21 protein-coding genes and 1 pseudogene are annotated in these 26,237 nt (G+C 72.0%); 18 read left to right on the forward strand and 4 right to left on the reverse strand.

Annotation, left to right across the window (positions count from 1 at the left end; translation table 11 throughout):
- Positions 1 to 399: 399 nt before the first annotated feature.
- The gene (locus Aru02nite_RS37270) at positions 400 to 954 is read right to left on the reverse strand and encodes a DapH/DapD/GlmU-related protein (protein WP_275408692.1); all 555 of its coding nucleotides are present in this window, start codon (positions 952 to 954) and stop codon (positions 400 to 402) included.
- A gap of 177 nt (positions 955 to 1,131) precedes the next feature.
- On the opposite strand from Aru02nite_RS37270, the gene Aru02nite_RS22615 reads away from it, so the two are divergent.
- Complete coding sequence (locus Aru02nite_RS22615; RefSeq protein WP_203660934.1) at positions 1,132 to 1,566, forward strand: hypothetical protein; 435 nt, start codon at positions 1,132 to 1,134, stop codon at positions 1,564 to 1,566.
- A 288-nt stretch (positions 1,567 to 1,854) separates the two neighbouring features.
- On the opposite strand, the gene Aru02nite_RS22620 is transcribed toward Aru02nite_RS22615, so the two are convergent.
- Positions 1,855 to 2,193: a MazG nucleotide pyrophosphohydrolase domain-containing protein gene (locus tag Aru02nite_RS22620; RefSeq protein WP_203660936.1), complete on the reverse strand. Its 339-nt coding sequence runs from the start codon at positions 2,191 to 2,193 to the stop codon at positions 1,855 to 1,857.
- Positions 2,194 to 2,660: 467 nt separating this feature from the next.
- Between Aru02nite_RS22620 and ssd the strand changes: the two genes are divergently transcribed.
- The 7 genes and pseudogenes from ssd to Aru02nite_RS37610 form a co-directional block, all read left to right on the forward strand.
- Positions 2,661 to 3,728: a septum site-determining protein Ssd gene (gene ssd / locus Aru02nite_RS22625; protein ID WP_203661159.1), complete on the forward strand. Its 1,068-nt coding sequence runs from the start codon at positions 2,661 to 2,663 to the stop codon at positions 3,726 to 3,728.
- Positions 3,728 to 4,924 (forward strand): TadA family conjugal transfer-associated ATPase, encoded by a 1,197-nt coding sequence (locus Aru02nite_RS22630; RefSeq protein WP_203660939.1) that lies wholly within the window; start codon positions 3,728 to 3,730, stop codon positions 4,922 to 4,924. Before ssd ends, Aru02nite_RS22630 begins: the two co-directional genes overlap by 1 nt.
- The gene (locus tag Aru02nite_RS22635) at positions 4,921 to 5,763 is read left to right on the forward strand and encodes a type II secretion system F family protein (protein ID WP_239076877.1); all 843 of its coding nucleotides are present in this window, start codon (positions 4,921 to 4,923) and stop codon (positions 5,761 to 5,763) included. Before Aru02nite_RS22630 ends, Aru02nite_RS22635 begins: the two co-directional genes overlap by 4 nt.
- Positions 5,760 to 6,491, forward strand: a complete 732-nt coding sequence (locus Aru02nite_RS22640) for a type II secretion system F family protein (RefSeq protein ID WP_203660941.1) — start codon at positions 5,760 to 5,762, stop codon at positions 6,489 to 6,491. The genes Aru02nite_RS22635 and Aru02nite_RS22640 overlap by 4 nt, the downstream gene beginning before the upstream one ends.
- Positions 6,492 to 6,543: 52 nt before the next feature.
- A complete protein-coding gene (locus Aru02nite_RS22645) occupies positions 6,544 to 6,717 on the forward strand; it encodes a DUF4244 domain-containing protein (RefSeq protein WP_203660943.1) in 174 nt (57 codons plus the stop codon).
- 96 nt (positions 6,718 to 6,813) lie between these two features.
- Positions 6,814 to 7,134, forward strand: a complete 321-nt coding sequence (locus Aru02nite_RS22650; protein WP_275408693.1) for a TadE family type IV pilus minor pilin — start codon at positions 6,814 to 6,816, stop codon at positions 7,132 to 7,134.
- Positions 7,134 to 7,460, forward strand: a pseudogene (locus tag Aru02nite_RS37610) (Rv3654c family TadE-like protein); the annotation flags it as partial. The gene Aru02nite_RS22650 and the pseudogene Aru02nite_RS37610, both read left to right, overlap by 1 nt.
- A gap of 36 nt (positions 7,461 to 7,496) precedes the next feature.
- Here Aru02nite_RS37610 and Aru02nite_RS22660 read toward each other — a convergent pair.
- Together Aru02nite_RS22660 and sftH are read right to left on the reverse strand one after the other, a co-directional pair.
- A complete protein-coding gene (locus Aru02nite_RS22660) occupies positions 7,497 to 8,501 on the reverse strand; it encodes a hydroxyacid dehydrogenase (RefSeq protein WP_203660945.1) in 1,005 nt (334 codons plus the stop codon).
- Positions 8,502 to 9,137: 636 nt separating this feature from the next.
- On the reverse strand, positions 9,138 to 11,459 hold the full coding sequence (sftH, locus tag Aru02nite_RS22665; protein ID WP_203661165.1) for a DEAD/DEAH box helicase: 2,322 nt from the start codon (positions 11,457 to 11,459) through the stop codon (positions 9,138 to 9,140).
- Between the two features lie 89 nt (positions 11,460 to 11,548).
- On the opposite strand from sftH, the gene Aru02nite_RS22670 reads away from it, so the two are divergent.
- From Aru02nite_RS22670 to Aru02nite_RS22715, 10 genes are all read left to right on the forward strand, one after another.
- Entirely contained in the window at positions 11,549 to 11,965 is a 417-nt protein-coding gene (locus tag Aru02nite_RS22670; RefSeq protein ID WP_203660948.1) for an STAS domain-containing protein, read from the forward strand.
- An 8-nt stretch (positions 11,966 to 11,973) separates the two neighbouring features.
- Positions 11,974 to 12,426, forward strand: a complete 453-nt coding sequence (locus tag Aru02nite_RS22675) for an ATP-binding protein (RefSeq protein ID WP_203660950.1) — start codon at positions 11,974 to 11,976, stop codon at positions 12,424 to 12,426.
- Positions 12,427 to 13,726: 1,300 nt separating this feature from the next.
- Positions 13,727 to 16,084, forward strand: a complete 2,358-nt coding sequence (locus Aru02nite_RS22680) for a sodium-translocating pyrophosphatase (RefSeq protein ID WP_203660951.1) — start codon at positions 13,727 to 13,729, stop codon at positions 16,082 to 16,084.
- 78 nt (positions 16,085 to 16,162) lie between these two features.
- A complete protein-coding gene (locus Aru02nite_RS22685; protein ID WP_203660953.1) occupies positions 16,163 to 16,717 on the forward strand; it encodes a hypothetical protein in 555 nt (184 codons plus the stop codon).
- A complete protein-coding gene (locus Aru02nite_RS22690; RefSeq protein WP_239076878.1) occupies positions 16,714 to 17,367 on the forward strand; it encodes a hypothetical protein in 654 nt (217 codons plus the stop codon). Before Aru02nite_RS22685 ends, Aru02nite_RS22690 begins: the two co-directional genes overlap by 4 nt.
- 261 nt (positions 17,368 to 17,628) lie before the next feature.
- Positions 17,629 to 19,137, forward strand: a complete 1,509-nt coding sequence (locus tag Aru02nite_RS37275; RefSeq protein WP_203660955.1) for a patatin-like phospholipase family protein — start codon at positions 17,629 to 17,631, stop codon at positions 19,135 to 19,137.
- On the forward strand, positions 19,082 to 21,343 hold the full coding sequence (locus Aru02nite_RS22700; protein ID WP_203660957.1) for a protein kinase domain-containing protein: 2,262 nt from the start codon (positions 19,082 to 19,084) through the stop codon (positions 21,341 to 21,343). Before Aru02nite_RS37275 ends, Aru02nite_RS22700 begins: the two co-directional genes overlap by 56 nt.
- A 178-nt stretch (positions 21,344 to 21,521) precedes the next feature.
- Positions 21,522 to 24,347 carry a type I DNA topoisomerase gene (gene topA, locus Aru02nite_RS22705; protein ID WP_203660959.1) on the forward strand — a complete coding sequence of 942 codons (2,826 nt, stop codon included), beginning with the start codon at positions 21,522 to 21,524 and terminating at the stop codon, positions 24,345 to 24,347.
- Between the two features lie 303 nt (positions 24,348 to 24,650).
- Positions 24,651 to 25,232, forward strand: coding sequence for a TIGR03086 family metal-binding protein (locus tag Aru02nite_RS22710; RefSeq protein ID WP_203660961.1), 582 nt, complete (start codon positions 24,651 to 24,653; stop codon positions 25,230 to 25,232).
- Between the two features lie 111 nt (positions 25,233 to 25,343).
- Positions 25,344 to 26,213 (forward strand): LLM class F420-dependent oxidoreductase, encoded by an 870-nt coding sequence (locus Aru02nite_RS22715; RefSeq protein ID WP_203660963.1) that lies wholly within the window; start codon positions 25,344 to 25,346, stop codon positions 26,211 to 26,213.
- Positions 26,214 to 26,237 lie beyond the last annotated feature (24 nt).

Genomic DNA, 26,237 nt, shown 5'->3' on the forward strand with positions numbered 1-26,237 from the left:
GGGCGCCAGTTCCGGTTGTTGACGCAACCCGGACATTTGCTCTACTCGGCTTCGCAGTGCGGGGCAGGTCAGGTCGGCGTCGGCAGCGCGTCGGCGAGCCGGTGGCGGGTGTAGTGCTGGCTGTTGTGGGCGCGGCGAGTCCGGGGGTCACCGGACGTCGTGCACGTTGCCGCCGGCCATCTCGACCGGGCTGCGGCAGCATCCGAGCCCAAGACGGCGCGGTCCTTGACCGCTGCCGACGTCCATTGGTGGCGGGCCGGCTCTGTGCGCTTTCCGTTGCGGTACCTAAGGAATCGGTGCTGTTCCGCAGGCTGAGTCGATGGAGGACGCGTCGCGGTGCGGACGGGGCCCGGCGGCTCCGTCCGCGGCTGTTCCGTGCGGGGCTCCGCGGGGTAGTGGTTATTCGGTTGGTTTGAGATCGCGGCGCTTGACGTAGCCAGTGCTGCTCACGACGCAGTTCGGCGGTACGTCCTTGGCCACGACGGCACCGGCGGCCACGACCGATCCCGTTCCGATCCGTACGCCGGGGGTGATCGTGGCGTTCGCGCCGATCCAGACGTTCGACTCGATGTCGATACGGGCCGTGGTGATGCCGTTGAACCGTTCGCCCGGCTCGACCGGGTGACCGGCCGTGCTGAGCGTGACGCCGGGGCCGATCATGGTGTGGTCGCCGATCGTGATGCCGCCGAGGTCGTAGAACGAGCAGTTCTGGTTCACGAAGACACGTTCGCCGAACTCCAGGTTGAGCCCGTAGTCGCAGTAGAACGGCGGGTAGATCGTGAGGGTCTCCGGCACCGGGCGGCCGAGAATCTCGCCGAGCAGGGCGGTACGGCCCTCGATGTCGTTGTGGCGCAACACGTTGAGGCGTGACGTGAGATCCATGACGAGCTGGATGCGCTCGGTGGCGGCGCGCGACTCCGGCGTACGTCGCGGGATGAGTTGTTCGTTTCGCACGATCGGTCATGCTGCCACGGGTCACGGTGTGGGGCGCGTGCGAGGCGGCCTCGACGGTGGCCGTGTTCAGTGTCGGAGCCATTGCAGCACCTGCTCGGTGGTGCCGGGGTCGGGGCCGTGGCCGCCGGAGTACCGGTAGGCCCGGGTGCCCGGGATGTTGGCCAGGAGCCACGCGCTGTGACCGGGCGGCTGGTGACGTCGTCGGAGGAGTACCAGATGCCGACCGGGACGCCGATGCTCCGGATGTCGAAGCGCACCAGGGCGATCATGTCGTCGGTCCAGCCGTCCCGTCCCTCCAGCATGGCCCGCATCCTCTCTACCCTGCCGACGTCCGGCGACCAAGCGGCATCCAGCTCTGCGACGACCCCGGCCGCGACCCGCTCGGTACGCTCCCGGAACTCCGCGGCGCCGCACGTGACGAGCCGGAACCCGCCGGCGTTGTCCGTGGACATGCTGGCGAAGAAGTCCAGCCCCGGTGGGGCGAGCGGTGCCGTGCCCGCCACCACGACACATCGCGTCACCCGCGCCGACCGCAGTGCGGCGCAGGCCAGGGCGTGCGCGCCGCCGCCCGAGAAACCGGTCACCGCGAACCGTTCCCACCCCTGGGAGTAGGCCAGCGCCGCGACATCGGCCGCTCGGCCCCGCCTCGCGATGGTGGCCAAGGATCACGCTCCTCTGGAGTTGAGGTCGTGCGGTCACAGGCGTGGCATCACGCCTCGATCGACAGGGTCAAAGGTGCCCTCGTGGTATTGGTGTGTGGTCCTGCCGCCGCACATTCACTGCGCCGCAACCGATCCAGTCGCTGATACGGGATCCTGCCACGTTCAACGGGAGACGTCCGCGGTCGTCGTGTCCCTCAGCGGTGGCGGGCGGTCGAGTGCCCGGCGGGCGGTGGCCGGGTCACGTGGGTGGTTGGGCGTCGAGGCGAGCATCGATCGTGGTACGGAGTTCGGCCATGGTGCGGCGAAACGCGGTCTCCAGATCGACGTCGTGCCGATGGGCGAGGATCAGTACGGACCACAGGCAGTCCGCCAGCTCGTGTTCGAGGGCGACGCGGCCACCCGGCATCGACCGGGCACCCTCCTCCGCCATCACGAGTTTGGCGAGATCGCCGACATCGCCGACGAAACCCAGCGCGTACTCCTCGTTCGTCCACACCCGATCGCGTTCGCGGCGGTTGAGTTCGTCGTAGCGGTCGTGAATCTGGATGGCGAGGGACCGTATCTCGTCGAGGCTCATCGGCTCCGTTCCGATCCTTGGCGTTGGCGTTGGCGTTGGCACTGGGGCCGTGTTGTGGGACATGACTGCATTTCATGGGCGAGCTGTGCGTGCGGTCGAGTCGGTCGGGGTGGTTGCGCTGAGTCGGTCGATCGGATCGGGTGGGGTGAGCGGGAAGGCGCTCACGGCGGCCGTTGAGTTCGTTCGCGGCGCAACGCAACGAGGACCGAGTCGGGCGTAGCCGCGGCGAGGCATCGATCTACTGTGCCTGCGCCGCAAGGGATTCGACAACCTGGGATTCGCCGCCATAGCACGCCGATTGATTTTTCGGGAGTTGTCCACAGGGCGGTTGTCCGTTGTCCACAGGCGGTGGTGCGCAGTCGGATTCCGCGCCACGGTGGGTGCGTTCGCCCACCGACCCGGAGGCATCCATGGCACCCGACCCGTCCGATCCGAGTACGTCCCCGTCCCTTGCGCGGCCTCTGGTGGTGACCGCGGATGCGCGGCTGCTCGACGAGTTGTTGCAGCTCGCCGTCGCCAGCTGCGGCGAGGTCGACGTCGCGCACGACGCGGTGGCCGCGCGCCGGCACTGGAGATCGGCGTCGTTGGTGGTGATCGGCGTCGATGCGGCAAGTTCGTGCGTGCGAGCGAAGCTGCCGTACCGGTCGGATGTCGTGCTCGTGGCGCGGGTTTCGGACGGGGCGGAGAGTGCCGACGATCCGGCGTTCCAGGCAGCCGGCGCGCTGGGCGCCGACCACGTGGTCGTGCTGCCCGCCGCTGCGGCGTGGCTCACCGAGCGGTTCGGTTCCGCCGGCACGGCCCGACGCGACGAGGCCCCGGTGATCGGCGTGATCGGCGGGCGTGGTGGCGCCGGCGCCAGCGTACTGGCGGCAGGGCTCGCGATCAGCGCGGCGAGAGTCGGCCGGCGCCCGATGCTGGTCGACGCGGATCCGCTCGGTGGTGGCGTGGATCTGTTGCTGGGCTGGGAAAGTACGGCGGGGTTGCGGTGGCCGGAGCTGTCCGCCGCACGCGGCCGGGTCGACGTGGCCGCGCTGTACGGTGAGCTGCCGCGGCGTGGTGAGTTGGTGGTGGTGTCGTGGGATCGCGGTGACACGCTCGATCTGCCGGTCGAGGCGATGGAGGCGACGCTCGGGGCCGGCCGCCGCGGCAGCGACCTGGTCGTGGTGGACCTGCCACGGCACCTCGACGAGCCGGCCGTGCGCGCTGCGCAGGTGGCGGACGAGGTCCTGATGGTGGTCACCGCGGACATCCGCGGCTGCGCGTCGGCGGCCCGGATGGCGGCGCAGATCGGACCGCACTGCCGTGCGCTGCGCGTCGTCGTACGCGGGCCCGCGCCCGGCCGCTTGCGTGTCGCCGATGTCGGTCAGGCGTTGGGGCTTCCGGTGGCCGGATCCCTTCGCCCGGAGCCGGATCTGGCCGTGGCGTTGGAGGACGGCGAACCGCCGGCGGGCTCGGGCAAGGGCCCGCTCGCGGAGTTCTGCGAGCGGCTGGTGGCCGAGCTGCGCACCCCGACCGCACCCCGGCAGGTGGCCTGATGGCATCGGTCGACGAGCAGCTCACCGATCGGATCCGGCACCGGCTCGCGAGTACCGGGAGGGTGGCGAACCGGGCGAGCATCATCGCCGCGGTGCGCGAGGAGCGCGGTGGCGCGCTGGGTGACCAGGCATTTCTGGGGATGGCGGAGGGGCTGCAGCGCGACCTGGTCGGCGCCGGCCCGTTGGATCCGCTGTTGAAGGATCCGCTCGTCACCGATGTTCTGGTCAACGGCGACGCGGTGTGGTGCGACCGGGGCGGCGGGCTGGAACGCGTCGTCGTGCGCTGGCCGGCACCGGACTCGGTACGGCGGCTCGCACAGCGGCTGGCGGCGAGCTGCGGCCGCGCGCTGGACGACGCCCACCCGTACGTGGACGCGCGTCTCCCGGACGGCACGCGCCTGCATGCGGTGCTCGACCCGGTCGCGCCGAACGGGCCGTACCTGTCGTTCCGGACGTTCCGGCACCGGGCGTTCACGCTCGCCGGGCTGACCGCGGCGGGCACGTTCCCCGGGCCCGTCGCGGAACTGCTCCGGGCGATCGTCACGGCCCGCCTGGCGTACGTGGTGACGGGCGGCACCGGCTCCGGCAAGACGACGTTGCTCGCCACCCTGCTCAGCCTGGTTCCCGCCAGCGAGCGCATCGTGCTGGTCGAGGACGCGGCCGAGCTGTCCCCGGACCATCCGCACGTCGTTCGGCTCACCGCCCGCCCGGCGAACGCGGAAGGCGCCGGCGAGGTCGGCCTCCGCGACCTGGTACGGCAGTCGCTCCGGATGCGCCCCGATCGCATCGTGGTCGGCGAGTGTCGTGGCCCCGAGGTGGCGGAGTTGTTGTCCGCGTTGAACACCGGTCACGACGGTGGCGCCGGCACGCTGCACGCCAACGCGCCGGCGGACGTACCGGCGCGGCTGGAGGCGCTGGGTCTGCTCGGTGGCCTCACCCGTGACGCGCTGCACGCCCAGCTCGGTGCGGCGCTTCAGGTGGTCCTCCACCTGAGCCGGCAGCCTTCCGGCCGGGTGCTCGACGAGATCTGTCTCCTGACCCGCGACGGTACGCACGGTCGGGTGTCGGCCGAGTCGGTGTGGCGGAGGCAGGACGGCCGGCGTCCTGCGGCCAGCCGACTGGCGATGCTGCTCGTCGAACGCGGCGTGGTGCCACCCGCCCTGCTCAGTCCGTCCACAATGGACATCACGGCATGATCGCGGGCCTTTCGTCGGGCGCACTGGTGGTGGCCACCGTGCTGCTGCTCCTGCCGTACCGGACTCGACGCCGGCTGACCGCGATCCCGCGTACCAGCGCGAGTGCCCGGATCGCCACCGCACGGGCGTACCTGCTGCGGCTGGCGATGTCGGCACGACTCGCCGGGCTGGTCGGCGGTGCGGCCGGTGTGTTGACCGGATCCCTGCTGGCGGGCCCGGTCGCCGGCCTCACCGCTGGCGCGTACTGCTGGTTCGCGGTCCATGCCGTGTTGCGGCACCGCGCGGCGCGCACCGCCGCCCAGGTACGCGCCGACGCGCTCGATGCCGTCACCGCCCTCGCCGACGACCTGCGGGCCGGTCTCGCTCCGGCCGGTGCGCTCAGCCGCGCGTGGCCGCGTCTGGTCGGCACCGGCGGCGACGGCGACCAGGGCACGACCGCCCTCGTACCGGAGGATCCCGGTCGGGTGCTGCGCCGTGCCGACGATCCCGCGCGGTCGGACATCACAGCCCGGCTGGCGTCGGTGTGGGACGTGGCGCTGCGTACCGGGGCGCCGCTGGCCGACCTGCTCGACCGGTTGCAGGCGGACCTCGTCGAGCGCGAACGGTTGCGCCGCAAGGCATCGGCGCAGACCGCCGCCGCCCGCATGACGGCCGTGCTCCTCGCGCTGCTGCCCGTGGCCGGCATCGCCCTCGGGTACGGCATCGGCGCCGACCCGCTGCGGATCCTGTGGCACACCACGATCGGCGCGCTCTGCACCGTCGTCGCGCTCGCCCTGCAACTCGGCGGCGTCGCGTGGACCGGACGCCTGACCCGCCCGATGGACGGGGCACCCGCATGATCGGCGCGCTCCTCTCGGCGATCCCGCTCGCCTTCGTCGCGGTACTTCTCGCCGTGCCCTCGGTGCATCGCGCGTCGACCCGGTTGACCCGACTGCGGCTCCGTCCACCGACCCTTCGCGTACGGCAGGGCCGCCGCATCGTACGGCTCGCGTTGCCGCCGCTCGTTGGATTGGCCGTCGCGGTCGTCGTCTCCGGTTGGTCCGGACTGGTCGCCGGCGCCCTGGCCGGCGTCGTCGTCGACCAGGTACTCCGCCGCATGGTGCCGCGCGCCGTACGGGAACTCCACGCGCGGGCGGGCGCCGAGCTTCCGTTCGCGCTGGACCTCTTGGCGTCGTCGCTGCGCTCCGGAGTACCCCCGGGGCAGGCGGCGCTGGCCGTCGGCACCGCGCTCGGTGGTCCGCTCGGCGCCCGCTTCGACCAGGCTGGCCGGGCGCTGATTCTGGGCGGCGGAGCGACCGCGGCCTGGTCCGCATTCGCCGACGTACCAGGTGGAAAGCGGTTGGCCGCGGCGGCCGCCCGGGGCAGCGAGAGCGGTGCGGCCCAGGCCAGAGCGTTGCTCCGGCTCGCCGAGGACCTGCGTTCCGCGCGGCTCAGCGACATGGAGGCGAACGCACACCGCGCCGGCGTACTCGTCGTGCTGCCGCTCGGGCTCTGCTTCCTGCCGGCGTTCGTCATCGCGGGCCTGATCCCGGTGGTCGCGTCCATGCTCGGCCGGGTCCTGCCCTGAGCCGGTCGCCATGTTCCGGGTCGGGACCGTCCCGACCCAGAGAGGGGAAGTCATGATCTGGCAACGGATCCGTCGTCGGCTGCGCGGCGACGGCGGCATGAACACCGCCGAGTACGCGGTGGGCACCATCGCGGCGGTCGCGTTCGCGGGGCTGCTGCTGAAGGTGCTGACGTCGGGCACCGTGCGCTCGTTGCTGACCGCGATCATCCAGCGGGCGCTGAGCTGAGTGTCGGCCGTGACGAGGACTCGTCGCGGCCCGGGGTCGGCCAGCCGGTGGCCGGCCCCCACGGCTCGCGCGTCGAGAAGACGGGACCGCGGTTCGGTGACCGCCGAGTTCGCGATGGCCATGCCCGCGGTGGTGCTGTTGCTGCTCGTCGGTCTCACCGCCGTGTCCGCCGTGGTGACCAAGCTCGAATGTGTGGACGCGGCGCGGCAGGCCGCCCGTGCCGCGGCCCGCGGCGACGACGGACGTGCGGCCGGTGGACGGGTCGCGCCCCGCGGCGCCGCGGTGTCGGTCGACACCAGCGGCGAGGACGTCCACGCCACCGTACGGGCACCGGTGCGGTTGCTCGTACTGTTCGTCCCCGCCCTGTCCGTCTCCGCCACCGCCGTTGCCGCCACCGAGCCGGGAGTGGGGCAGTGATGCGGGCCCGGGACCGCGGCTCCGCCTCCGTTGTCCTGCTCATCGTCGGCCTCGCCGTACTCCTGATCGCCATCGCGGGAACGTGGCTCGGCGCGGCCACCGTGGCCCGCGCGCAGGCGCAGTCCGCGGCCGATCTGGCCGCGCTCGCCGCTGCGCGGCATGCCATCGAGGGTTCCGGTCCTGCCTGCGGTGCGGCCCGGCGCATCGCCGCGGCGAACCATGCGACCGTCGCCGCCTGCACGCTGGACGGCCTCGACGCCACCGTGCGTACGACGGTGCGCCCGTCGGACCCGGTCGGCAGCTGGGGTACCGCGACCGGGATCGCCCGGGCCGGGCCGGTGATCCGGATACCGGGGGCCGGGTCAGGCCATCCGCGCGAGGTCGGCCGGGTCCACCCGGCCGCGCAACGGCTGACCGGAGATCAGCCGTTCCACCTCGCTCACCGCGAACTCGCCGAAGCGGCGCAGTTCCCGCCCCCGGTTCCCGGCGAGGTGCGGCGTCACGAGCACGTTGTCCAGCTCCAGCAACGGATGCCCGGCGGGCAACGGTTCCGGGTCGGTCACGTCGAGTACCGCGTCGATCCGGCCGGTGACGCAGTGCGGCACGAGCGCCTCGGTGTCGACGAGCGCCCCGCGCGCCGTGTTGATGAGGATCGCGCCGTCCCGCAACATCCCGATCCGCCGAGCATCCACCATCCGGTACGTCTCCGGCAGGTCCGGCGCGTGCAGCGTGACGATGTCCGAGCGCCGGCAGAGCGTGTCCAGGTCGACCGGTTCCGCGCCCAACTCACGTGCATCGTCTTCCGTCAGGTACGGGTCGTACACCAGGCAGTCGACGTCGTAGCCGGCCAGCATCCGCAACACGACCCGACCGATCCGCGACGCACCCACCACGCCGATCGTGTTGCCGTACAACCCCGAGTCCTCGCCCGTCGGGTACTCGCCGGGCCCGCCGCTCCCGTCCCGGTACGCGGCGGCGCGTTGCACGGTCCGCTTGGCGGCCAGCACGATCGCGGCCACGGTGTACTCGGCGACCGGCCGTACGTTGACCTCGGCCGCCGAGGACACGGTGACGCCGGCGGCGAACAGTTCCGGAGTGGCGTGGTGCTTGACGGAACCGGCCGCATGGATGGCCGCGCGCAAGTTCGGCGCGTCCGCCAGCGCGGCGGCGTCGAGGCGCGGGCAGCCCCAGCCGGTGAGCAGGATGTCGGCCGTCCGCAGCAGGTCACGCCCGGCGTCCACATCGGTCAGCACGACGGTCGGGTCGAGGTCGACCACGGCGTCGAGGCGAGCCAACAGGTCGTCCGGAAAGATGTCCGCGACGAGGTGCTGGTACAGCGCGAACACCGCCACCGGGCGACTGCCCATGGGCCACCGTCCTTCCGAGACCACCGAAACAGCGACGACCGTAGCCGCTGCCACCCGACCTGTAACGGGTTAAGTGTCCCGCCACACAACCCGCCCCTGACGCCGACCCGCACCGCCGCGCGCAACTTTCCACCGCGTCCAACGACAGCCACGCCGGCACCACATCCCGACCCGACCGGCACACGACCCGTAACCCCACCCCTCCGCCGGCAGACTCGCCCACGGCCCAGATCCGCCACACAGCCCGGCACCAGGGCGCGCCAGCACACCGGAACCGAAGTACCTCCGCGTCCTGACGACGAGGCACGGCACAGCCCAGACCCGCGAAGCAACGCGCGCCTCCGTACCCGAGAACCGACGCCGTACCCGAGAACCGACGCACAAGGCGCGTGCCCCAGAGGCGACGCATGGACCGGCCCGATCACGCGTGCCCCAGAAGGGCCGCATTGGCCGGCCCCGACCATGACGGAACGCTCGTCCCATCCGGATCAGCCACCTGACCCGGTTCCGACGATGGAGCGCGCACGTGGCCCGGACCGGCCACCGCGTGTACGAGAGCAAGGTTCTACCGGGGGAATGCATCAGCGGCGATCTCCCGCAGCGCGGCACGGGCAGGCCGCCGTTGTCCCCGCGGCGTCACACCGTGGCGTCGGTGGAAAGCCCGGCGAGTACGAGGGAGAGGATGCGGATCGCGCCGGCCTTGTCGAGCGGATCGTTGCCGTTGCCGCATTTCGGCGACTGGACGCACGAGGGGCAGCCGTACTCGCAGGCGCAGGCGACGATCGCGTCCCGGGTGGCGGACAGCCACTCGCGGGCGGCGCCGAAGCCGCGTTCGGCGAAGCCGGCCCCGCCGGGATGCCCGTCGTACACGAAGACGGTGGGCAGCCCGGTGTCCGGGTGTGCGGCGGTGGACAGGCCGCCGATGTCCCACCGGTCGCAGGTGGCGGTCAACGGAAGCAGGCCGATGGCGGCGTGTTCGGCGGCGTGCAGCGAGCCGGGCAGGTCGGCGTCGGTGAATCCGGCGTCGTCCAGCGTGTCCGGCGCGATCGTGTACCAGACGGCGACGGTACGCAGCTGCCGCGGCGGCAGGTCCAGCGGGCGCTCGTCGAGGAACTCGCCGCCCGGTGTCCGGCGCCGCTGGTACGAGACGACCTGGCTGGTGACGTCGACGACGCCGAGGTGGAGCGAGACCGGACCGGCCGCCACGGACCGGGTTGCGCCGACGACCGAGACGTCGGTCTGTTCGCGCGCGTGCGTGGTCCAGTCCGGTTCCTCCGGGTGGACCAGCGCCACGGAGTCGGCCAGGTCCAGCTCGTCCACCACGTACGACGCGCCCTGGTGCAGGTACACCGCGCCGGTGTGCACCTGGCTGTGCGAGGCGTCCGCGTCCACGGTGCCGAGCAGCCGGCCGGTGCCGGACTCGACGACGGCGACGGGTTCGCCGCCACCGCCGCGCAGGTCCACGTGCGGCCGCTCGTGCGAGGTCCAGTACCAGCCGGTGGGGCGGCGGCGCAGGGATCGCGTGGCGACCAGCGAGTCCACTGTGGACTGTGCGATGTCGCCGCCGAAGAGTGCCAAGTCATCCGATGTCAGGGGCAGTTCGGCGGCAGCGCAACACAGGTGTGGCCCGAGCACGTACGGGTTCGTCGGGTCGAGCACGGTCCGTTCGACCGGTCGGTCGAAGATCGCCTCCGGATGGTGCAGGAGGTACGTGTCGAGCGGATCGTCCCGCCCGACCAGTACGCAGAGGGCCTCGCCCGCGCCGGACCGCCCGGCTCGCCCCGCCTGCTGCCACAACGAGGCGAGTGTGCCCGGGTATCCGGCGAGCACGACCGCGTCGAGACCGATGACGTCGACGCCGAGTTCGAGGGCCGTCGTGGCGGCGAGCCCGAGCAGTTCGCCGGAGCGCAGGTCCTTCTCCAGCGCGCGCCGTTCCTCCGGCAGGTACCCCGCGCGGTACGCGGCGATCCGGTCGGCCAGCTCCGGTACCGCCTCGGCGACCGCGCGTCGTCCCATCGCCGCAACCAGTTCGGCCCCGCGGCGGGACCGGACGAACGCCAGCGTCCGTACGCCGCAGGTCACCAGATCGGCCAGCAGATCCGCGGACTCGCGCAACGCGGACGTTCGGACGGGCGCGCCGTGCTCGCCGCGCGCGTCGCTGATCGGCAGCAGCGGCGGCTCCCAGAGCGCGACGGTACGGCCGGCGCGCGGCGACGCGTCCTCGGTGACGGACCGTACGGGCAGGCCGGTGAGCCGGGACGCCGACTCGGCCGGGTCCGCCACGGTCGCCGACGCGAGCACGAAGACGGGCTCGGCCGCGCCGTACCGGCCGACGACACGCCGCAGCCGCCGCAACACCTGCGCGACGTGCGACCCGAACACCCCCCGGTACGTGTGGCACTCGTCGACCACCACGTACCGCAGGCGTCGCAGGAACGTGGCCCACCGCCGGTGCCCGGGCAGGATCCCGCGGTGCAGCATGTCCGGATTCGTGAGGATCACCCGGGCGTACCGCCGGGCCCAGTCACGTTCCGCGTTCGGTGTGTCCCCGTCGTACTGGGCGATCGGCACCGCGCCGTCCGGCACGATCGCAGCGAGCGACCGGAGCTGGTCGGCCGCGAGTGCCTTCGTCGGCGACAGGTACAGCGCGGTCGCCCGCGGGTCGGCGAGCAGGTCCGCCAACACCGGCAGTTGGTACGCCAGGGACTTACCGGACGCGGTCCCCGTCGCGATGACGGTGCTCTGTCCGGAACGGGCCGATTCGGCGGCGGCGACCTGGTGCCGCCACGGCCGCTCGATGCCCTGCTCGGCGAGGGTGTCGCGGAGGGACGCCGGGAGCCAGTCGGGCCAGTCGACGGTGTCGCCGGCGCGGGCCGGCAGTCGACGGATGTGCGTGATCGGACCGGCACCGTCCGCGTCCGTCGGACGACCGGCCGTCAGCCGCCCGAGCAGGTCCATCGCATCCACTGGCAGAAACTCTGCCACGCCCGCGCGATCGGTAGAGTGCGCAGGGGAGTGGTCCGCGGTCGATCGTCGGGAGGTTCTGCATGGAGCTGTCGTTGCAGACGGGCACCGTCGCCGGCCGCACGGTGCTGCGGGTGACGGGCGAGATCGACGTCTACACCGCACCGGAGCTGCGGCAACGTCTCCTCGCCCTGATCGAGCGGGGCGACGGGGACGGCGCGCCGCCACCGGTCCGGCACCTCGTGATCGACCTGAGCAAGGTCGAGTTCCTGGACTCCACCGGCCTCGGTGTCCTCGTCGGCGGGCTCAAGCGGCTGCGGGCACTGGGCGGCACGCTCGTGCTGGTGTGCGCGCAGGCGCGCATCCTCAAGATCTTCCAGATCACCGGCCTGGACGGGATCTTCACGATCGTGCCCACCGAGGAGGCCGCGGTCGCGGCGGAGCCGGCGGCGGAGGACTCGACGGGGGACCAGTCGGCCCCGCCGGCGACCGATCGGTAGCGGCCCGGATGCCGACGGTACGGCTGGGATTCTCGCCCGCGCCAGCGCACGTACGCACCGCACGACTGGTCGCGGTGGCCGTGGCGCGTCGGGCTGGAGTACCCGAGGAACTTCTCGACGAGGTACGCCTCGCCGTCGGTGAAGCGTGCTCCCGTGCCGTCGCGCTGCACCAGCTCTACCACCGCAAGGAACTCGTCGACGTCGAGATGACCGACGGCCCCCGCTTCACCGTACGGGTGCACGACCGTGGCCCCGCCGAGTCCCGCGCCGACGCCCTGCCCGATCCCGTCGAACTCGTCGCGCACTCCGAGGACATCGTGACCGCCGAGCCGTTCCCGGCCGCGACGGTCGCGGTCGGCATGGGGCTCGCGCTGCTCACCGGCCTGGTCGACGACCTTGAGGTCACCCCGAGCCCCGACGGCACCGGTACCTCGGTCCGCATGTCCTGGCCCATCGCCTGACCGGCGCCCCACCACCGCATCACTCCGCCGCCGCATCGCTGGCACGATCCGCCCCTCGTACGCCCTGCGCGTCTCGCCGGTGCGCCGCTCGCCCGATCCCACCGCCACGACGCCCGGCCGTGTGATCACGCGCGGACTTACGCCGGCCCTCGTTCGCGTGGCACTTGGATGATCCCGGGCCGTTTCCTGCTACGACGCCCGGCGGCGTAGCCAGACGCGGCCTTGCCTGTGCTCCCGCTCTCGCCCTCCCTTCTCCGCGTTCCCACGTGGCGCTTGCATAATTCCGCGGGGTCTTCCGTCACGACGCTCCGCGGAGTAGCCCGCCGCAGCGCCCCAGATTCCGCGCGGCACTGGGGAGATCCCGAGCCGTCGTCTGCCATGAGGCTCTGCGGAGTGGCCACGTGCGGGCGGCCCCGCGTTCCGCGTGGCAACTGGGAGATCTTGAGCCGTCTTCTGTCATGACGCTCCACGGAGTGGACACGTGCGCACGGCCCCACGTTCCGCGTGGCACGTGGGCATCCCCTGTCATGACGGTCAATGGCGAAGCCCTGTGCGGCTTGACCCGTACTGCGCTCCCGCGGCGCTTGCACGCTCCAGTACGGTCTCCCGCCACGGCGCCCGGTGGAGCAGTCACGTGCGGCTGAACCCGCGCTCCCGCTCCCGTACTTCGTGCGCCGCTCGCGTGATCACGCGTCCTCGCAAGGGTGGAACAAGCCGCACGCGGGTGTGCCTGCGCTTCCGCCCGCCAACTCCTCCGTACTTGCGCGCTCGGAGCGCGTCGTTCGCGCCGGGTCGTACGCAGGTCCACGATGTCGCGCGATCACCTCGCTGGGCAGGAGTACCAGCTGGGCCGGTGCTTCGCGCGGGAGTACCAGATGGGTTTTGGGGCGGGGTTGGCGGGGTCGAGGGGTGAGCGGGGCCGGTGCGGTGGGAGTGGTCGGCATGAATCGCCGACTTCCGGAATGTCGGTGAAAACGTTCTACGGCGTCGGCGCATCGTTCCTGGTGGATGCGGTCGCGCGGGTCGTACGTGTCCGAAGGCGTGGTCACCGAACGGCGAATCCCTTGTCACACAGGGTTTTCCGCCGCCCCATTCGCCTTGATCAACATCGACGGTCACGTATCTGAACGACCGGCCAGGTACGTCCGTAATGCCAATCGTATTAACACAGTGGCATGGCCCACAGTTTCGACCGGGCCACACATGTGAGGATGAGCACGTTGGGCCCGCTAGAGTACGCGGGTCCACTGGCCCGGCCGTCCCGGTCGGACCGGATCTCAGACGCGGTTCAGGAGGACGGATGGACACCACTCTCGCCACTGGCGGCGAGACCTTGTCCCTGAGTGACGTACCCCTGACCGGCTCGAACCTCGTGTACGTGGTCATCGCGGCGGTCATCGCACTCGTCGCACTGGGGTTCGCGGCCGGCCTGGTCAAGTTGGTACTCGCCACGGACCGGGGCACCACGAAGATGCAGGAGATCGCCGGCGCGGTACAGGAAGGCGCGTCCGCCTACCTGACCCGGCAGTTCCGGACGCTCGGCATCTTCGTCGTGGTCGCCCTTGTTCTGTTGCTGGCACTGCCGGTCAGCGAGGGTGGCTGGGGGGTGCGGATCGGCCGGTCCGCCTTCTTCGTGGTCGGGGCCCTGTTCAGCGCGTTCATCGGCTGGGCCGGGATGTCCCTGGCGACCCGCGCGAACCTGCGCGTCGCCGCCGCCGCCCGGAGCAGCCGGGAGGGCGCGATGAAGATCGCGTTCCGTACCGGTGGGGTGGTCGGCTTCATGACGGTCGGCCTGGGCCTGTTCGGCGCCGGCGTCGTCGTCCTCATCTACAAGAGCGAGGCCCCGACGGTACTGGAGGGCTTCGGTTTCGGTGCGGCGCTGCTGGCCATGTTCATGCGGGTCGGCGGCGGCATCTTCACGAAGGCCGCGGACGTCGGCGCGGACCTGGTCGGCAAGGTCGAGCAGGGCATCCCGGAGGACGACCCGCGCAACGCGGCGACCATCGCCGACAACGTGGGCGACAACGTGGGTGACTGCGCGGGCATGGCCGCCGACCTGTTCGAGTCGTACGCGGTGATGCTGGTCGCGGCGCTCATCCTGGGCCGGACCGCGTTCGGTACCGAGGGTCTGGTGTTCCCGCTGATCGTGCCCGCGATCGGCGTGGTCACCGCGATCATCGGGGTGTTCATCACCCGGCTGCGCAAGACCGACAAGTCCGGGATGGCGGCGATCAACCGGGCGTTCTTCGCCTCGGCCGGGATCTCCGCCGTACTGTGCGTCGTCGCCGCCCTGCTGTACCTGCCGGCCACGTTCCACGAGCTGCACGGTGTCGGCCCCGCGATCGCCGCGAACACGCACAACCCCCGGGTCATCGCGATCGTCGCGGTCCTCATCGGCATCGTGCTGGCCGCCCTCATCCAGGTCCTCACCGGGTACTTCACGGAGACGAACCGGCGGCCCGTGCGGGACGTGGCGAAGACGTCGCTGACCGGCCCCGCCACCGTCGTACTCTCCGGCGTGAGCCTGGGCTTCGAGTCCGCGGTGTACTCGGCGATCCTGATCGCCGCCGCGGTGTACGGGGCGTTCCTGCTCGGCGGCGGCAGCATCATCCTGTCGCTGTTCGCGGTGGCGCTCGCCGGCACCGGCCTGCTGACCACGGTCGGCGTCATCGTCGCGATGGACACGTTCGGCCCGATCTCCGACAACGCGCAGGGCATCGCCGAGATGTCCGGCGACGTCGAGGGCGAGGGCGCGCAGATCCTGACCGAACTCGACGCCGTCGGCAACACCACGAAGGCGATCACCAAGGGCATCGCGATCGCCACCGCCGTACTCGCGGCGACCGCGCTGTTCGGTTCGTTCACCGACACGGTGACGAACGCGGCGAAGGACAGCATGAAGGGCCTCGGCACGCTGGATCTCCAGCAGTACACGGGGATCCTGAACGTGGCGAACCCGCGCAACCTGGTGGGGCTCATCATCGGCGCCGCGGTGGTGTTCCTGTTCTCCATGCTGGCGATCAACGCGGTGTCCCGGTCCGCCGGCGCCGTCGTCTTCGAGGTACGCCGGCAGTTCCGGGACTTCCCCGGGATCATGGACGGCACCCAGCGCCCCGAGTACGGGAAGGTCGTGGACATCTGCACCCGGGACGCGCAGCGTGAGCTGATCACGCCGGGCATCCTGGCGATCTTCGCGCCGATCGTGGTCGGGTTCGGGCTGGGCGTCGGCGCGCTCGGGGCGTACCTGGCGGGCGCGATCGCCACGGGCATCCTGATGGCGATCTTCCTGGCCAACTCGGGCGGCGCCTGGGACAACGCCAAGAAGCTCGTCGAGGACGGCGTACACGGCGGCAAGGGTTCCGAGGCGCACGCGGCGACGGTCATCGGCGACACGATCGGCGACCCGTTCAAGGACACCGCCGGGCCGGCGATCAACCCGCTGATCAAGGTGATGAACCTGGTCTCGCTGCTGATCGCGCCGGCCGTCGTGATGTTCTCCATCGGTACCGACGCGAACACCGCCGTACGGCTCGCGATCGCGCTGGTGGCCCTCGCCATCATCGTGGCCGCGATGGTCGTCGCGAAGCGCCGCACCATCACCGTCGGCGAGTCCAACGGCGACGCCGCCACCAAGGAGACCGCCGAGGTCTCCGCCTGACACCGACGGCCGCGGCGACCCGCTCGCCGCGGCCGCTGGGCTGCACGGGCCCCCGTGGACCGGTTACCGTTCCGGTCCATGGGGGCTCTCGTCCGTTCCGGCACCGGTACGCCGGCCGCGCTCGCCGCGGTCACGGTGCTCGCCGCCGCCGCGCTGGTCGGCTGCGGCTCGTCCGGAGTACCGCCGAAGACCTGGGCGAAACGCGTCTGCCAGGCCGTCAAACCGTGGAGCGCCACGATCAACGACCTCACCGGGCGTACCCAGCGGGAGATGCAGGACGTCACCACGCCCGACGCCGCGAAGGTCAGCATCGTCAACCTGCTCGACGCCGAGGCCAAGGCCAGCGACCGGGCACGGGACAAGCTGCTCGCCGCCGGGGTACCCGACGTCGACGACGGCAAGAAGATCGCCGGCGAGTTCTCCGCCGCGCTCGGCTCCGCGCGCGACGCGTACACGACGGCCCGCAACAGCATCAGCACACTGCCCACCGACGACTCGTCCGCGTTCTACCGCGGCGTCACCACCGCCATCGACAAGCTCAACAAGCAGTACGACGCCGGCGCGCTCGACACCGACAAGGTGCGCTCGGAGCAACTCCAGCAGGCGTTCGACGAGGTACCGGAGTGCCGGTGAGCACCGACCCGGAACCGCTGTTCCCGCTGCCCGAGCCGCCGCCCGAGCCACCCGAGCGACCCGCCCGACCCCGCCGCCGCCGTACGTCACCCGCCCAGGCGTCCCTGTTCTCCGCCGTACTCGCCGAACCCCGCCCCACCGACGTCGCCGGCGTCCTCGCCGGAGCCGGCCAGGTCGTACGCATGGGCGGCACCGCCCGCATCTCCGTCGTCGTCACCGACGAATGGCGCGCCGCCGCCCTCCTCGCCGCCTTCGACGAACGCGGACTCGCCGGCAGCCGCGTACCCACCGTCGACGACCACATCGGCGTACGCACCGCGTTCTGCGCCGCACTCGCCCCCGTCGCCGACGCGTGGCTGCACGGCACCGTCACCCGGCCACCGACCGGATTCCGCGCCGACGGACTCGTACTCCGGCTCTGGGCGCTCGCCGGCGGACGCCGCGACCGCCTCGGGTACCTCCTGCCGCTGCCCTCCGCCGAATCAGCGTGGCAGCCGCTGCGGACCGCCCTCCGCGTCGCCGGATTCGACGCCGAACTGCTGACCAGCGGGCCCGCGCTGCGGATCGTGGGGCGCGGGCAGCTGGCGACGCTCGCGGACGTACTGGGGCCGGTGGCGCCCGGTGCGGGGGACGGTGCGTGGCCGGCGTGAGGGGGCGTCGGATCTTCTGGGCGGCGTGACGGGTCGCGTTGGACGCGGCGAGGCGAATCGGTCGCACCAGTTTTTGTTCAATTGTTCAACTGTCTCATTGTTGAACAATTGAACAGTTGAACAATGAGACAATTGAACAAGATCGCGTAGCGTCGCCAAACCCTCCCGTCCCGTACTCAACTCGCGGCTTCCACGTGATCTCTGTTCCCCCGAGGCGCTACGCTCGATTGCGTCGTATGTCGCCGACTGTCGGGAGACGGCGTGGCTGTCCGGCTCGACCATCCGGTGTTGGCTGTGCTGCGCGACCGGCTGGCCCGCGGTGACCGCGCGGACGGCTGGCGGGTGGGTCTGGCGATCCAGGGTGGCGGCATGCGTGGCGTGTTGTCGGGGGCGATGCTGACCGCGTTGGAGGATCTGGGTTTCGGCGCGGTGTTCGACGGTGTGTACGGGGCGTCGTCGGGTGCCCTGAACGGCGCGTACTTCCTGTCGGGTGGTTCGTGGCGCAACCTCGCCGCGTACTACGACGATCTGACGCGGCCGGAGTTCCTGTCGCCGTGGCGGCTGCGGTCGGGGGCGATGGATCTCGACTGGGCGCTGGACGAGGTGTTGTACCGGAGCAAGCCGTTGGATTTCGCCGCCGTGCTGGGTTCGGACACGCCGCTGCACGTCGCGGTGACGCGCCTGGACCCACCGGGTACGGAGCTGCGCCACGGCTTCGCGGACGATCGCGAGCTGGTCGGCGCGTTGCGGGCGAGCGCGTGGCTGCCGGTGGTGTCGCGGGGCACGGCGGACTGCGGGGGCCGGGCGGTCGACGGCGCGATGCTGACCGTCCATCCGTACCGGCTGGCGGTGCGCGACGGCTGCACGCACGTACTCTCGCTCAGCACTCGCCGTCCCGGCCCCGTGACCGGCCCGTACGCGCCGGCCGAGTTGGCCGTGACGGCCGTGCTGCGCCTGCTCGGGCCGGGGCTCGTGGGCCCGCGGCGCCGCGCGGTCCGGGAGTACGGCGGGGACGTGGCGATGCTGGCGGAGCAGGCCGGGCGACCGACCGGCCCGCCGTACCTGCTGGATGTGGCGCCGCCGGTCGGTGTGCCGCCGTTCGAGCGGAGTTCGGCGCGGCTGATCGTCGCCGCCCGCCACTCGTACGAGGCGGCGTTCCGGTTGCTGTCCGGCCGCACCGGCGACGGTTTCGTGACGGTCCCCCGTTTCACCCCCGTCGACCGCCCCATCGCGTACTCCCGGCGCACGGTGCCCGCCGCCGACCCCCCGTACGACGACGGCCGGCCCGCGATCCCGTGCGCCACCGGCACATCCGCCGCCAACGGCCCACCCGCGACCAGCGCACGTAACGCCGGCTCGGCAAGTAACAAGACACCCGGAAGCGGCGCCGCGTCACGAAGTGTCGGTCGTCCGGGAAGCAACGGCGCACCGGGAATCGGTGCCGGGTCGGCGAGCACCAACACACCCGAAAGCGGCGCCGCACCGGGAAACGGCAGCGGGCCGGCAAGCAGCGGCGGACCGGAAGGCGGCGGGCCGGGAAGCGGCGGCACAACGGGCAGCGGCGCCGGGCCAGGGAGTAGTGGCGAGCCGCAGGGTGACGGTGGACGGGGAAGCGGCGCCGCAACGGGATTCGGCGGGCCGGGACGTGTTGCCACGCCGGGGAACGGTGGGCCGGGGAGCGGTACCGGGACGGTCGGGCGAAGGGGGGCGGGGGATGGTGCCGAGACTGGCGAGGGTCAACCTGACGGTGCTGCTGTCGAAGCTTCCTGAGTCGCCGCCGGCGTTGTCCGGTTGGGGTTCCGCGTCGGTGGTGGCGTGGCGTGCGTTGCTGCGGTCGGTGCCGACGGACCGCCGGGCGTTCGAGGCGAGGTACGAGGCGAGTTGGGACGACACGCTCGCGGCGCTGTCGGCGTGGTGCCGGGCCCCGCACGCGCCGCGGCACGCCAGGCTGTACGGGCGGCTTGCGGTGCTGTTGTTGACGATGCTGTCGTTGGACCATTCGCAGCGGTACCGGTCGGGTCGGCGGGGCGAGTCGGGGCAGCACGACTGCGACGAGTTGTGCCGGCCGTTGCTGCGCGCCCCGCACGTACGGGCGGCGCTGATGGAGCTGTACGCGCCGGGTGAGGATCCGGACGCGGAGCGGGAGTGGGCGGGGATCGATCCGGCGACGTTGACGTTCCACCGGCACGGGACGACGTCGTTCATCGTGACGGGCCGCAGCCGCGGGGTGAGCCAGGGTGCGCGGCGCCGGTTCGCGTTGAAGTGCCTGCTGCTGCCGTACCTGGAGATTCCGACGATCGAGCGGGCGACCCGGGGGTACGCGGCGCGGTACCGGCGGGAGGATTCGGGGCTCACGCATCTGGTGCGGTTGTGGGCGTCGGCGGAGAGCTGGATCCTGATGGACTTCGCCCCGGGCCGCACGTTGGCGGAGCGGTTGGCGGCCGAGCCGGCCGCGCGCCCGGGCCGCCGGCTGCGCCTGGATCTGTTGGAGCGGTACGGTTCGGCGCTGTTCACCGCGCTGTCCGAGCTGGAGCGGGTGGGTCTGCGGCACCAGGACCTGTCGCCGTCGAACATCGTGGTGGCCGACGCCGAGGACGGCACGCTCACGATGACCCTGCTCGACCTGGGCGCGAACTACCTGTACAGCCAGTCGCTGCCGGGCGAGGCGGGCCCCGACCTGGCGTACGTGGCGCCGGAGGTGCGGCACGACGGCCCGGCCGACCGCACCGACCTGTACTCGCTGGGGCAGTTGCTGGTGACGTTGGGCACGGGCGCGCCGGCCGAGGGCGGGATCGTGCCGGACGACTTCTACGCCGAGACGCCGCTGATGGCGCGGTTCCTGGAGGACCTGCTGGACGCGTCGCCGGCGCGGCGGCTGCTGCTGTTCCGCCCCGAACCCGACCGCCCGCTGTACGCGCAGCTCAGCCGCCGGTTCACCGAGGAACTGCGGGCGCTGCGCGCGGCGTACGCGGAGCGGGTGCAGCCGGCGGGCGCGGACCTGCGCGGCAACCTGCGCGGGCTGCTGCTGCCGTTCTCGGGCGCGCCGGGCCGGCAGTGGCGGCTGCGCAAGGTACGCCGTAGCCAGGAGTCATACACGACGGGGCGGCTCGGGTGGCTGCTGATGTGGTCGCTGCTGTCGGCGGTGCTGTTCTACCTGGCCGGCCTGCTCGTCGTCACGTACGCCCTGCGTGAGCTGGGGTTGGACTTCGGCGGGCCGCTGCTGTCGGTCGCCCAGCGCGCCACCGGCGCCGGCCCGGACCGGATCCCGGTACTCGACGCGGTGCGCGCGCCCGACTACCCGGCGCCGGATCCGGCGCACAACCTGCTGATGTTGGCGGTGGCGTTCAGCTTCGTCCTGGTCTGCGCCAAGTACTACCAGGGGTTGTTCGCGGGGCTGACGCCGCTGCTGGGCCGCCGGACGGGCCGGTCGTCGGTGTCGGCGGTGGCCGCCGAGGTGGCGATGCGGGCGACGGTGGTGGGGTCGCCGCTGGCGATCGCGCTGCCGGTGATCGTGCAGCGCCGCTGGTGGCTGATCGCCGTCGCGGCCGGCATGACCCTGGTGATGGTCTGCAACGTCCTCGTCTCCGCGTACGCCCGGGGCGCGCTGCGGGCCGCCCGCGCCGCCGGCCTGTCGACGGTCCCGGACACGGTGCCCGGGGTCGACCGGTACTCGTCGTGGCTGGCCGGCAACCTGCTCTACGCGTTCGTCCTCTGGCTGCTCACCCCGCTCCTGTACTTCGGGGTCCTCGCCGACACCCCGGTGTACATGGTGGTGGTGATCCTGGGCAACATTCCGCAGATGTACCTGGTCAAGTGCGGGATCGAGGCGGTCGGGATCCGGGTGGGGCTGGGCCGGGCGTGCCTGGCGGCGGAGCGGCTGGCCGCTATTCCCACCCCGGTACCGGCGCAGCGCCAGGACGATCGTCCGGTTTCGGTGGATGTGGCCGCACCGGTGGGCACCGGCCCTGCCGACTGACGGTGCTATGACCAGTACGCGAACTATGTCCCTGCACGCGTGTCCCGCGCAACCCGCTGGCGAGCGGCGCGTTACGTTTGACAACCTGTGGACACACCACCGAGTGGCGCTGTGTCATCCTGTCCCACTGGCGGCTGGACGTCGCCCGCGCGTCACCTGATCGTCTGACTGGAGTACCGTGCCGCGATCCGAGAGCACCACCCGGCTGGTCATCGTCGAGTCCCCGGCGAAGGCCAAGACCATCTCGGGCTACCTCGGCCCGGGATACGTCGTGGAAGCCAGTGTCGGGCACATCCGCGACCTGCCCAAGGACGCGAAGGAGGTGCCCGAGAAGTACAAGGGCACGTCCACCGCGAAGTACGGGGTGGACATCGACCACGACTTCGCCCCGCTGTACGTGGTGAGTCCGGACCGCAAGGCGCAGGTCGCCCGGCTCAAGGCGCTGCTCAAGGACGCCGACGAGCTCTACCTCGCGACGGACGAGGACCGCGAGGGCGAGGCCATCGCCTGGCACCTGGAGCAGCTGCTCAAGCCGAAGGTGCCGGTCCGGCGGATGGTGTTCCACGAGATCACCAAGCCGGCCATCGAGGCCGCGGTGTCCAGCCCGCGCGAGATCAACCAGTCCCTCGTCGACGCGTACGAGGCGCGCCGCATCCTCGACCGGCTGTACGGGTACGACGTCAGCCCGGTGCTGTGGAAGAAGATCATGCCGAAGCTGTCGGCGGGTCGGGTGCAGTCCGTGGCGACGCGGATCGTGGTCGAGCGGGAGCGGCAGCGGATGGCGTTCCACGCCGCCGACTACTGGGACGTCCAGGCCACCCTCGCGGTCCGGGCCGCGGAGGCCGCGCGGGACGCGGGCGGGCAGCGCACGTTCACCGCGAACCTGATCGCGCTGGACGGCGACCGGATCGCGACCGGCCGCGACTTCGACCCGGCGACCGGCCGGGTGCGGCCCAACTCGGGTGTCATCCACCTCGACGAGCAGGGCGCGCGCGGTCTCGCCGCCCGGCTCGACGGCCGCGAGTTCACGGTCACCCGGGTCGAGGAGAAGCCGTACCGGCGCCGGCCGTACGCGCCGTTCATGACCTCGACGCTCCAGCAGGAGGCGTCGCGCAAGCTGCGGTTCTCGTCGGACACCACGATGAAGGTCGCCCAGCGGCTGTACGAGAACGGCTACATCACGTACATGCGTACCGACTCGACGACGCTGTCGGACACCGCGCTCACCGCGGCCCGCCAGCAGGTCCGCGAGCTGTACGGGGACCGTTACGTGCCGGCCGAGCCCCGGCAGTACACGCGCAAGGTAAAGAACGCGCAGGAGGCGCACGAGGCGATCCGTCCGTCCGGCGAGACGTTCCGTACGCCGGGCGCGGTGGCGAAGCAGCTCTCCGCCGACGAGTACAAGCTGTACGAGCTGATCTGGCGGCGCACGATCGCGTCGCAGATGATCGACGCGGTCGGCAACTCGGTGTCGGTGCGGGTGTCCGCCACCTCCACCACCAACGAGCGGTGCGACTTCGGCGCCAGCGGCCGGACGATCACCGAGCCCGGCTTCCTCCGGGCGTACGTGGAGTCGACGGACGACGAGACCGCCGAGGCCGAGGACGCCGAGCGCCGCCTGCCGAACCTGACCCGCGACCAGCTGCTCGACGCCGACCGGCTGGAGGCGTCCGGGCACACCACGCAGCCGCCCGCGCGCTACACCGAGGCGTCGCTGGTGAAGGCGCTGGAGGAGCTGGGCATCGGCCGCCCGTCGACGTACGCGTCGATCATGCAGACGATCCAACGCCGGGGGTACGTGTTCAAGCGCGGCCAGGCGCTCGTGCCGTCGTTCGTGGCGTTCGCCGTGGTGCAGCTCCTGGAGCGGCACTTCGCCCGGCTGGTCGACTACGACTTCACCGCCGGCCTGGAAGGCGAGCTGGACGAGATCACCGCCGGTCAGGTACAGACGCTCGCGTTCCTGCGCAGCTTCTACTTCGGCGACGCGAGCGGCGCGGAGGGCTCGGTGGCCGCGGCCGGCGGGCTGAAGCGGATGGCCACCGACCAGCTCTCCGAGATCGACGCGCGGGGCATCAACTCGATCCCGCTGTTCGACGACGACGAGGGCCGGCACGTGGTGGTCCGCGTCGGCCGGTACGGGCCGTACCTGGAGCGGCGCGCCCCGGGTGACGAGGACGCCGCACCCGACCCGGACGGCCCGCGCCGCAACGTGTCCGTACCGCCGGACACGGTGCCGGACGAGCTGACACCGGAGAAGGTGGAGGAGCTGTTCACCAGCAACTCCAACGCGCGCGAGCTGGGCACCGACCCGGCGACCGGCGAGCCGGTGATGCTGAAGTCGGGCCGCTTCGGGCCGTACGTGTCGTCCGGCGAGAAGAACGCGTCGCTGTTCGGCTCGCAGTCGATGGAGACGCTGACCCTGGAGGACGCGCTCAAGCTGCTCACCCTGCCGCGCGTGGTCGGCGCCGCGCCGGACGGCGAGGAGATCACCGCGCAGAACGGCCGGTACGGGCCGTACATCAAGAAGGGCACCGACTCGCGGTCGCTGGACGCCGAGGAGCGGATCTTCACGATCACCCTCGACGAGGCGTTGAAGCTGCTCGCGGAGCCGAAGCAGCGCGGTCGCCGCGCCGCCAAGGAGCCCCTGCGTACGCTCGGGGACGACCCGGTGACCGGGAAGCCGATCGTCGTCAAGGACGGCCGCTTCGGGCTGTACGTGACCGACGGCGAGACGAACCGTACGCTGCCGCGCAGCGACACGGTCGAGTCGGTCACCCTCGACCGGGCGGCCGAGCTGCTGGCCGACAAGCGGGCGCAGGGCCCGGCGCCGCGCAAGAAGGCGGCGGCGAAGAAGGCGCCCGCGAAGAAGGCCACGGCCAAGAAGGCGGCCGCCAAGTCGACGGCGAAGAAGGCCACGGCGAAGAAGGCGGCGACGAAGAAGACCGCCGCCACGAAGACGGCCGCGAAGAAGGCGGCGCCGAAGAAGTCCACGGCAGACGGCTGACCTGGTGCCGGACCGCGACGACCTCGCCGCGGTCCTCTCCCGGTACGACGTGGCCACCGCGTACCGGGTTGCCGTCGTGGACCTGCCGGTCCCGCACCGGATCCACGGCGACGCGCGGTGACCGGGCCGCATTCGCTGGCCCGGCCGAGGCGGAGGCGTTCGACCGGGCGGTGACCGACCTCGGCACGCCGTACTCGACCGCCGCCGTGACCTGGCCCGTCTGTGATCACCGCCCGGGCCGATGAGATCCGGCGGCGCCCGTCGTCCATGCTCGTGACGTACGACGACGGAAGGGTTGGGCGGATGGGAATCGTGGACCTCGGGCCGGTCGCCGGCCAGGTGCGGGACGTCACGCTGGGGCTGGCCGACGAGCAGCTCGACGGCGTGACCCCCTGCGACGGGTACGCGGTGCGCGACGTGCTGGCGCACGTACTCGGGTTGAGCGTGGCGTTCCGCGGCGCGGCGGAGAAGGCGGACGGTGCGGCGCAGAACGCGGCGCCGACGAAGGCGGAGCTGCCGGCCGACTGGCGCGAGCGGCTGCCCGGCCTGCTCGACGACCTGGCCGAGGCGTGGCGCACGCCGGACGCGTGGGACGGCATGACCCGGGTCGGCGGCGTCGACCTGCCGGGGTCTGCGGCGGGCGCGGTCGCCGCCAACGAACTGGTCCTGCACGGCTGGGATCTGGCCCGTGCCGTCGGCGCCCGGTACGAGCCGGACGGGGCCGCGGTGCACACCGCGTACGGGTTCGCCTCGTCGGTGGCGGAGAGTACCGGGGGGAAGGGGCAGGACGGGCTGTTCGGCCCGGCGGTCGCGGTGCCGGAGGACGCGCCGCTGTTCGACCGGCTCCTCGGCCTCAGCGGCCGTACGCCGACCTGGACGCCCTGACCGGCGACCCGCCGGCGACCCCGTACCGGAGAGGTGCGGCGGGGTTGTCGGCGGGGCCGTGCCGACCCCTCCTGGCGTGCGACGATACGACGGAGTGATCGGAGGGGCGCCATGCGACTCGGCCTGCACTACTGGACGTACTCGACCCCGGCGGAGGCGGCGCAGATAGCGCCGACCCTGGCCGAGACGGCGCGGATCGCCGAGGACGCGGGCGTCTCCTCGTTCACGGTGATGGACCACTACTTCCAGATGGAGCACCGGGGCACGGCCGACGAGCCGATGCTGGAGGCCTACACCACCCTCGGGTACGTGGCGGGGCTGACCCGGCGGATGACGCTGGGCGTGCTGGTCACAGGCGTGATGTACCGGCATCCGGGGTTGCTCGCGAAGATCGTCACCACGCTGGACGTGCTGTCGGGCGGCCGGGCCCGGCTCGGCATCGGCGCCTCCTGGTACGAGCGGGAGCAGCGTGGCCTGGGCGTCCCGGTGGTACCGGTGGCCGAGCGGTTCGAGCGGCTGGAGGAGACGCTCCGGATCTGCCTGCAGATGTGGAGCGCCGACGACGGCCCCTTCCGCGGCCGGTACTACGACCTCGACGAGACGCTGTGCGTACCGGCGCCGCTGACGCGGCCGCATCCGCCGATCCTGGTCGGTGGCGGCGGCGAGAAGAAGACGCTGCTGCTCGCCGCGCGGTACGCGGACGCCTGCAACCTGTTCGCGACGACTCCGGACGAGGTCGCGCACAAGCTCGACGTGCTGCGCCGGCACTGCGCCGACGAGGGCCGCGACTACGACGCGATCACCAAGACCGTCCTGTACACGGGGCCGGTGCTGGACGCGCCGGACACCTTCCTCGCCGACGCGGAGACGTACGCGGGGCTGGGGATCGGTGAGCTGGAGGTGATGCCGGACCGGCATCCGGTGCGGTTCGCCGAGTCGCTCGCGAGCACGATCCTGCCGCGCCTGGCCGCCGTCGGTTGACGGTCCCGCGCCGGCCCGCGGGTT

Origin of the sequence: Actinocatenispora rupis (genome assembly GCF_016861975.1) — a bacterium.
GTDB lineage: Bacteria > Actinomycetota > Actinomycetes > Mycobacteriales > Micromonosporaceae > Actinocatenispora > Actinocatenispora rupis.

What these genes read in the sequence shown, in the direction of transcription:
- Aru02nite_RS22620 (WP_203660936.1), bottom strand. Translation starts at nt 2,193, where the DNA reads ATGAGCCTCGACGAGATACGGTCCCTCGCCATCCAGATTCACGACCGC.
- Aru02nite_RS22630 (WP_203660939.1), top strand. Translation starts at nt 3,728, where the DNA reads ATGGCATCGGTCGACGAGCAGCTCACCGATCGGATCCGGCACCGGCTC.
- Aru02nite_RS22635 (WP_239076877.1), top strand. Translation starts at nt 4,921, where the DNA reads ATGATCGCGGGCCTTTCGTCGGGCGCACTGGTGGTGGCCACCGTGCTG.
- Aru02nite_RS22640 (WP_203660941.1), top strand. Translation starts at nt 5,760, where the DNA reads ATGATCGGCGCGCTCCTCTCGGCGATCCCGCTCGCCTTCGTCGCGGTA.
- Aru02nite_RS22645 (WP_203660943.1), top strand. Translation starts at nt 6,544, where the DNA reads ATGATCTGGCAACGGATCCGTCGTCGGCTGCGCGGCGACGGCGGCATG.
- Aru02nite_RS22660 (WP_203660945.1), bottom strand. Translation starts at nt 8,501, where the DNA reads ATGGGCAGTCGCCCGGTGGCGGTGTTCGCGCTGTACCAGCACCTCGTC.
- sftH (WP_203661165.1), bottom strand. Translation starts at nt 11,459, where the DNA reads ATGGACCTGCTCGGGCGGCTGACGGCCGGTCGTCCGACGGACGCGGAC.
- Aru02nite_RS22670 (WP_203660948.1), top strand. Translation starts at nt 11,549, where the DNA reads ATGGAGCTGTCGTTGCAGACGGGCACCGTCGCCGGCCGCACGGTGCTG.
- Aru02nite_RS22675 (WP_203660950.1), top strand. Translation starts at nt 11,974, where the DNA reads ATGCCGACGGTACGGCTGGGATTCTCGCCCGCGCCAGCGCACGTACGC.
- Aru02nite_RS22680 (WP_203660951.1), top strand. Translation starts at nt 13,727, where the DNA reads ATGGACACCACTCTCGCCACTGGCGGCGAGACCTTGTCCCTGAGTGAC.
- Aru02nite_RS22685 (WP_203660953.1), top strand. Translation starts at nt 16,163, where the DNA reads ATGGGGGCTCTCGTCCGTTCCGGCACCGGTACGCCGGCCGCGCTCGCC.
- Aru02nite_RS22700 (WP_203660957.1), top strand. Translation starts at nt 19,082, where the DNA reads ATGGTGCCGAGACTGGCGAGGGTCAACCTGACGGTGCTGCTGTCGAAG.
- Aru02nite_RS22710 (WP_203660961.1), top strand. Translation starts at nt 24,651, where the DNA reads ATGGGAATCGTGGACCTCGGGCCGGTCGCCGGCCAGGTGCGGGACGTC.
- Aru02nite_RS22715 (WP_203660963.1), top strand. Translation starts at nt 25,344, where the DNA reads ATGCGACTCGGCCTGCACTACTGGACGTACTCGACCCCGGCGGAGGCG.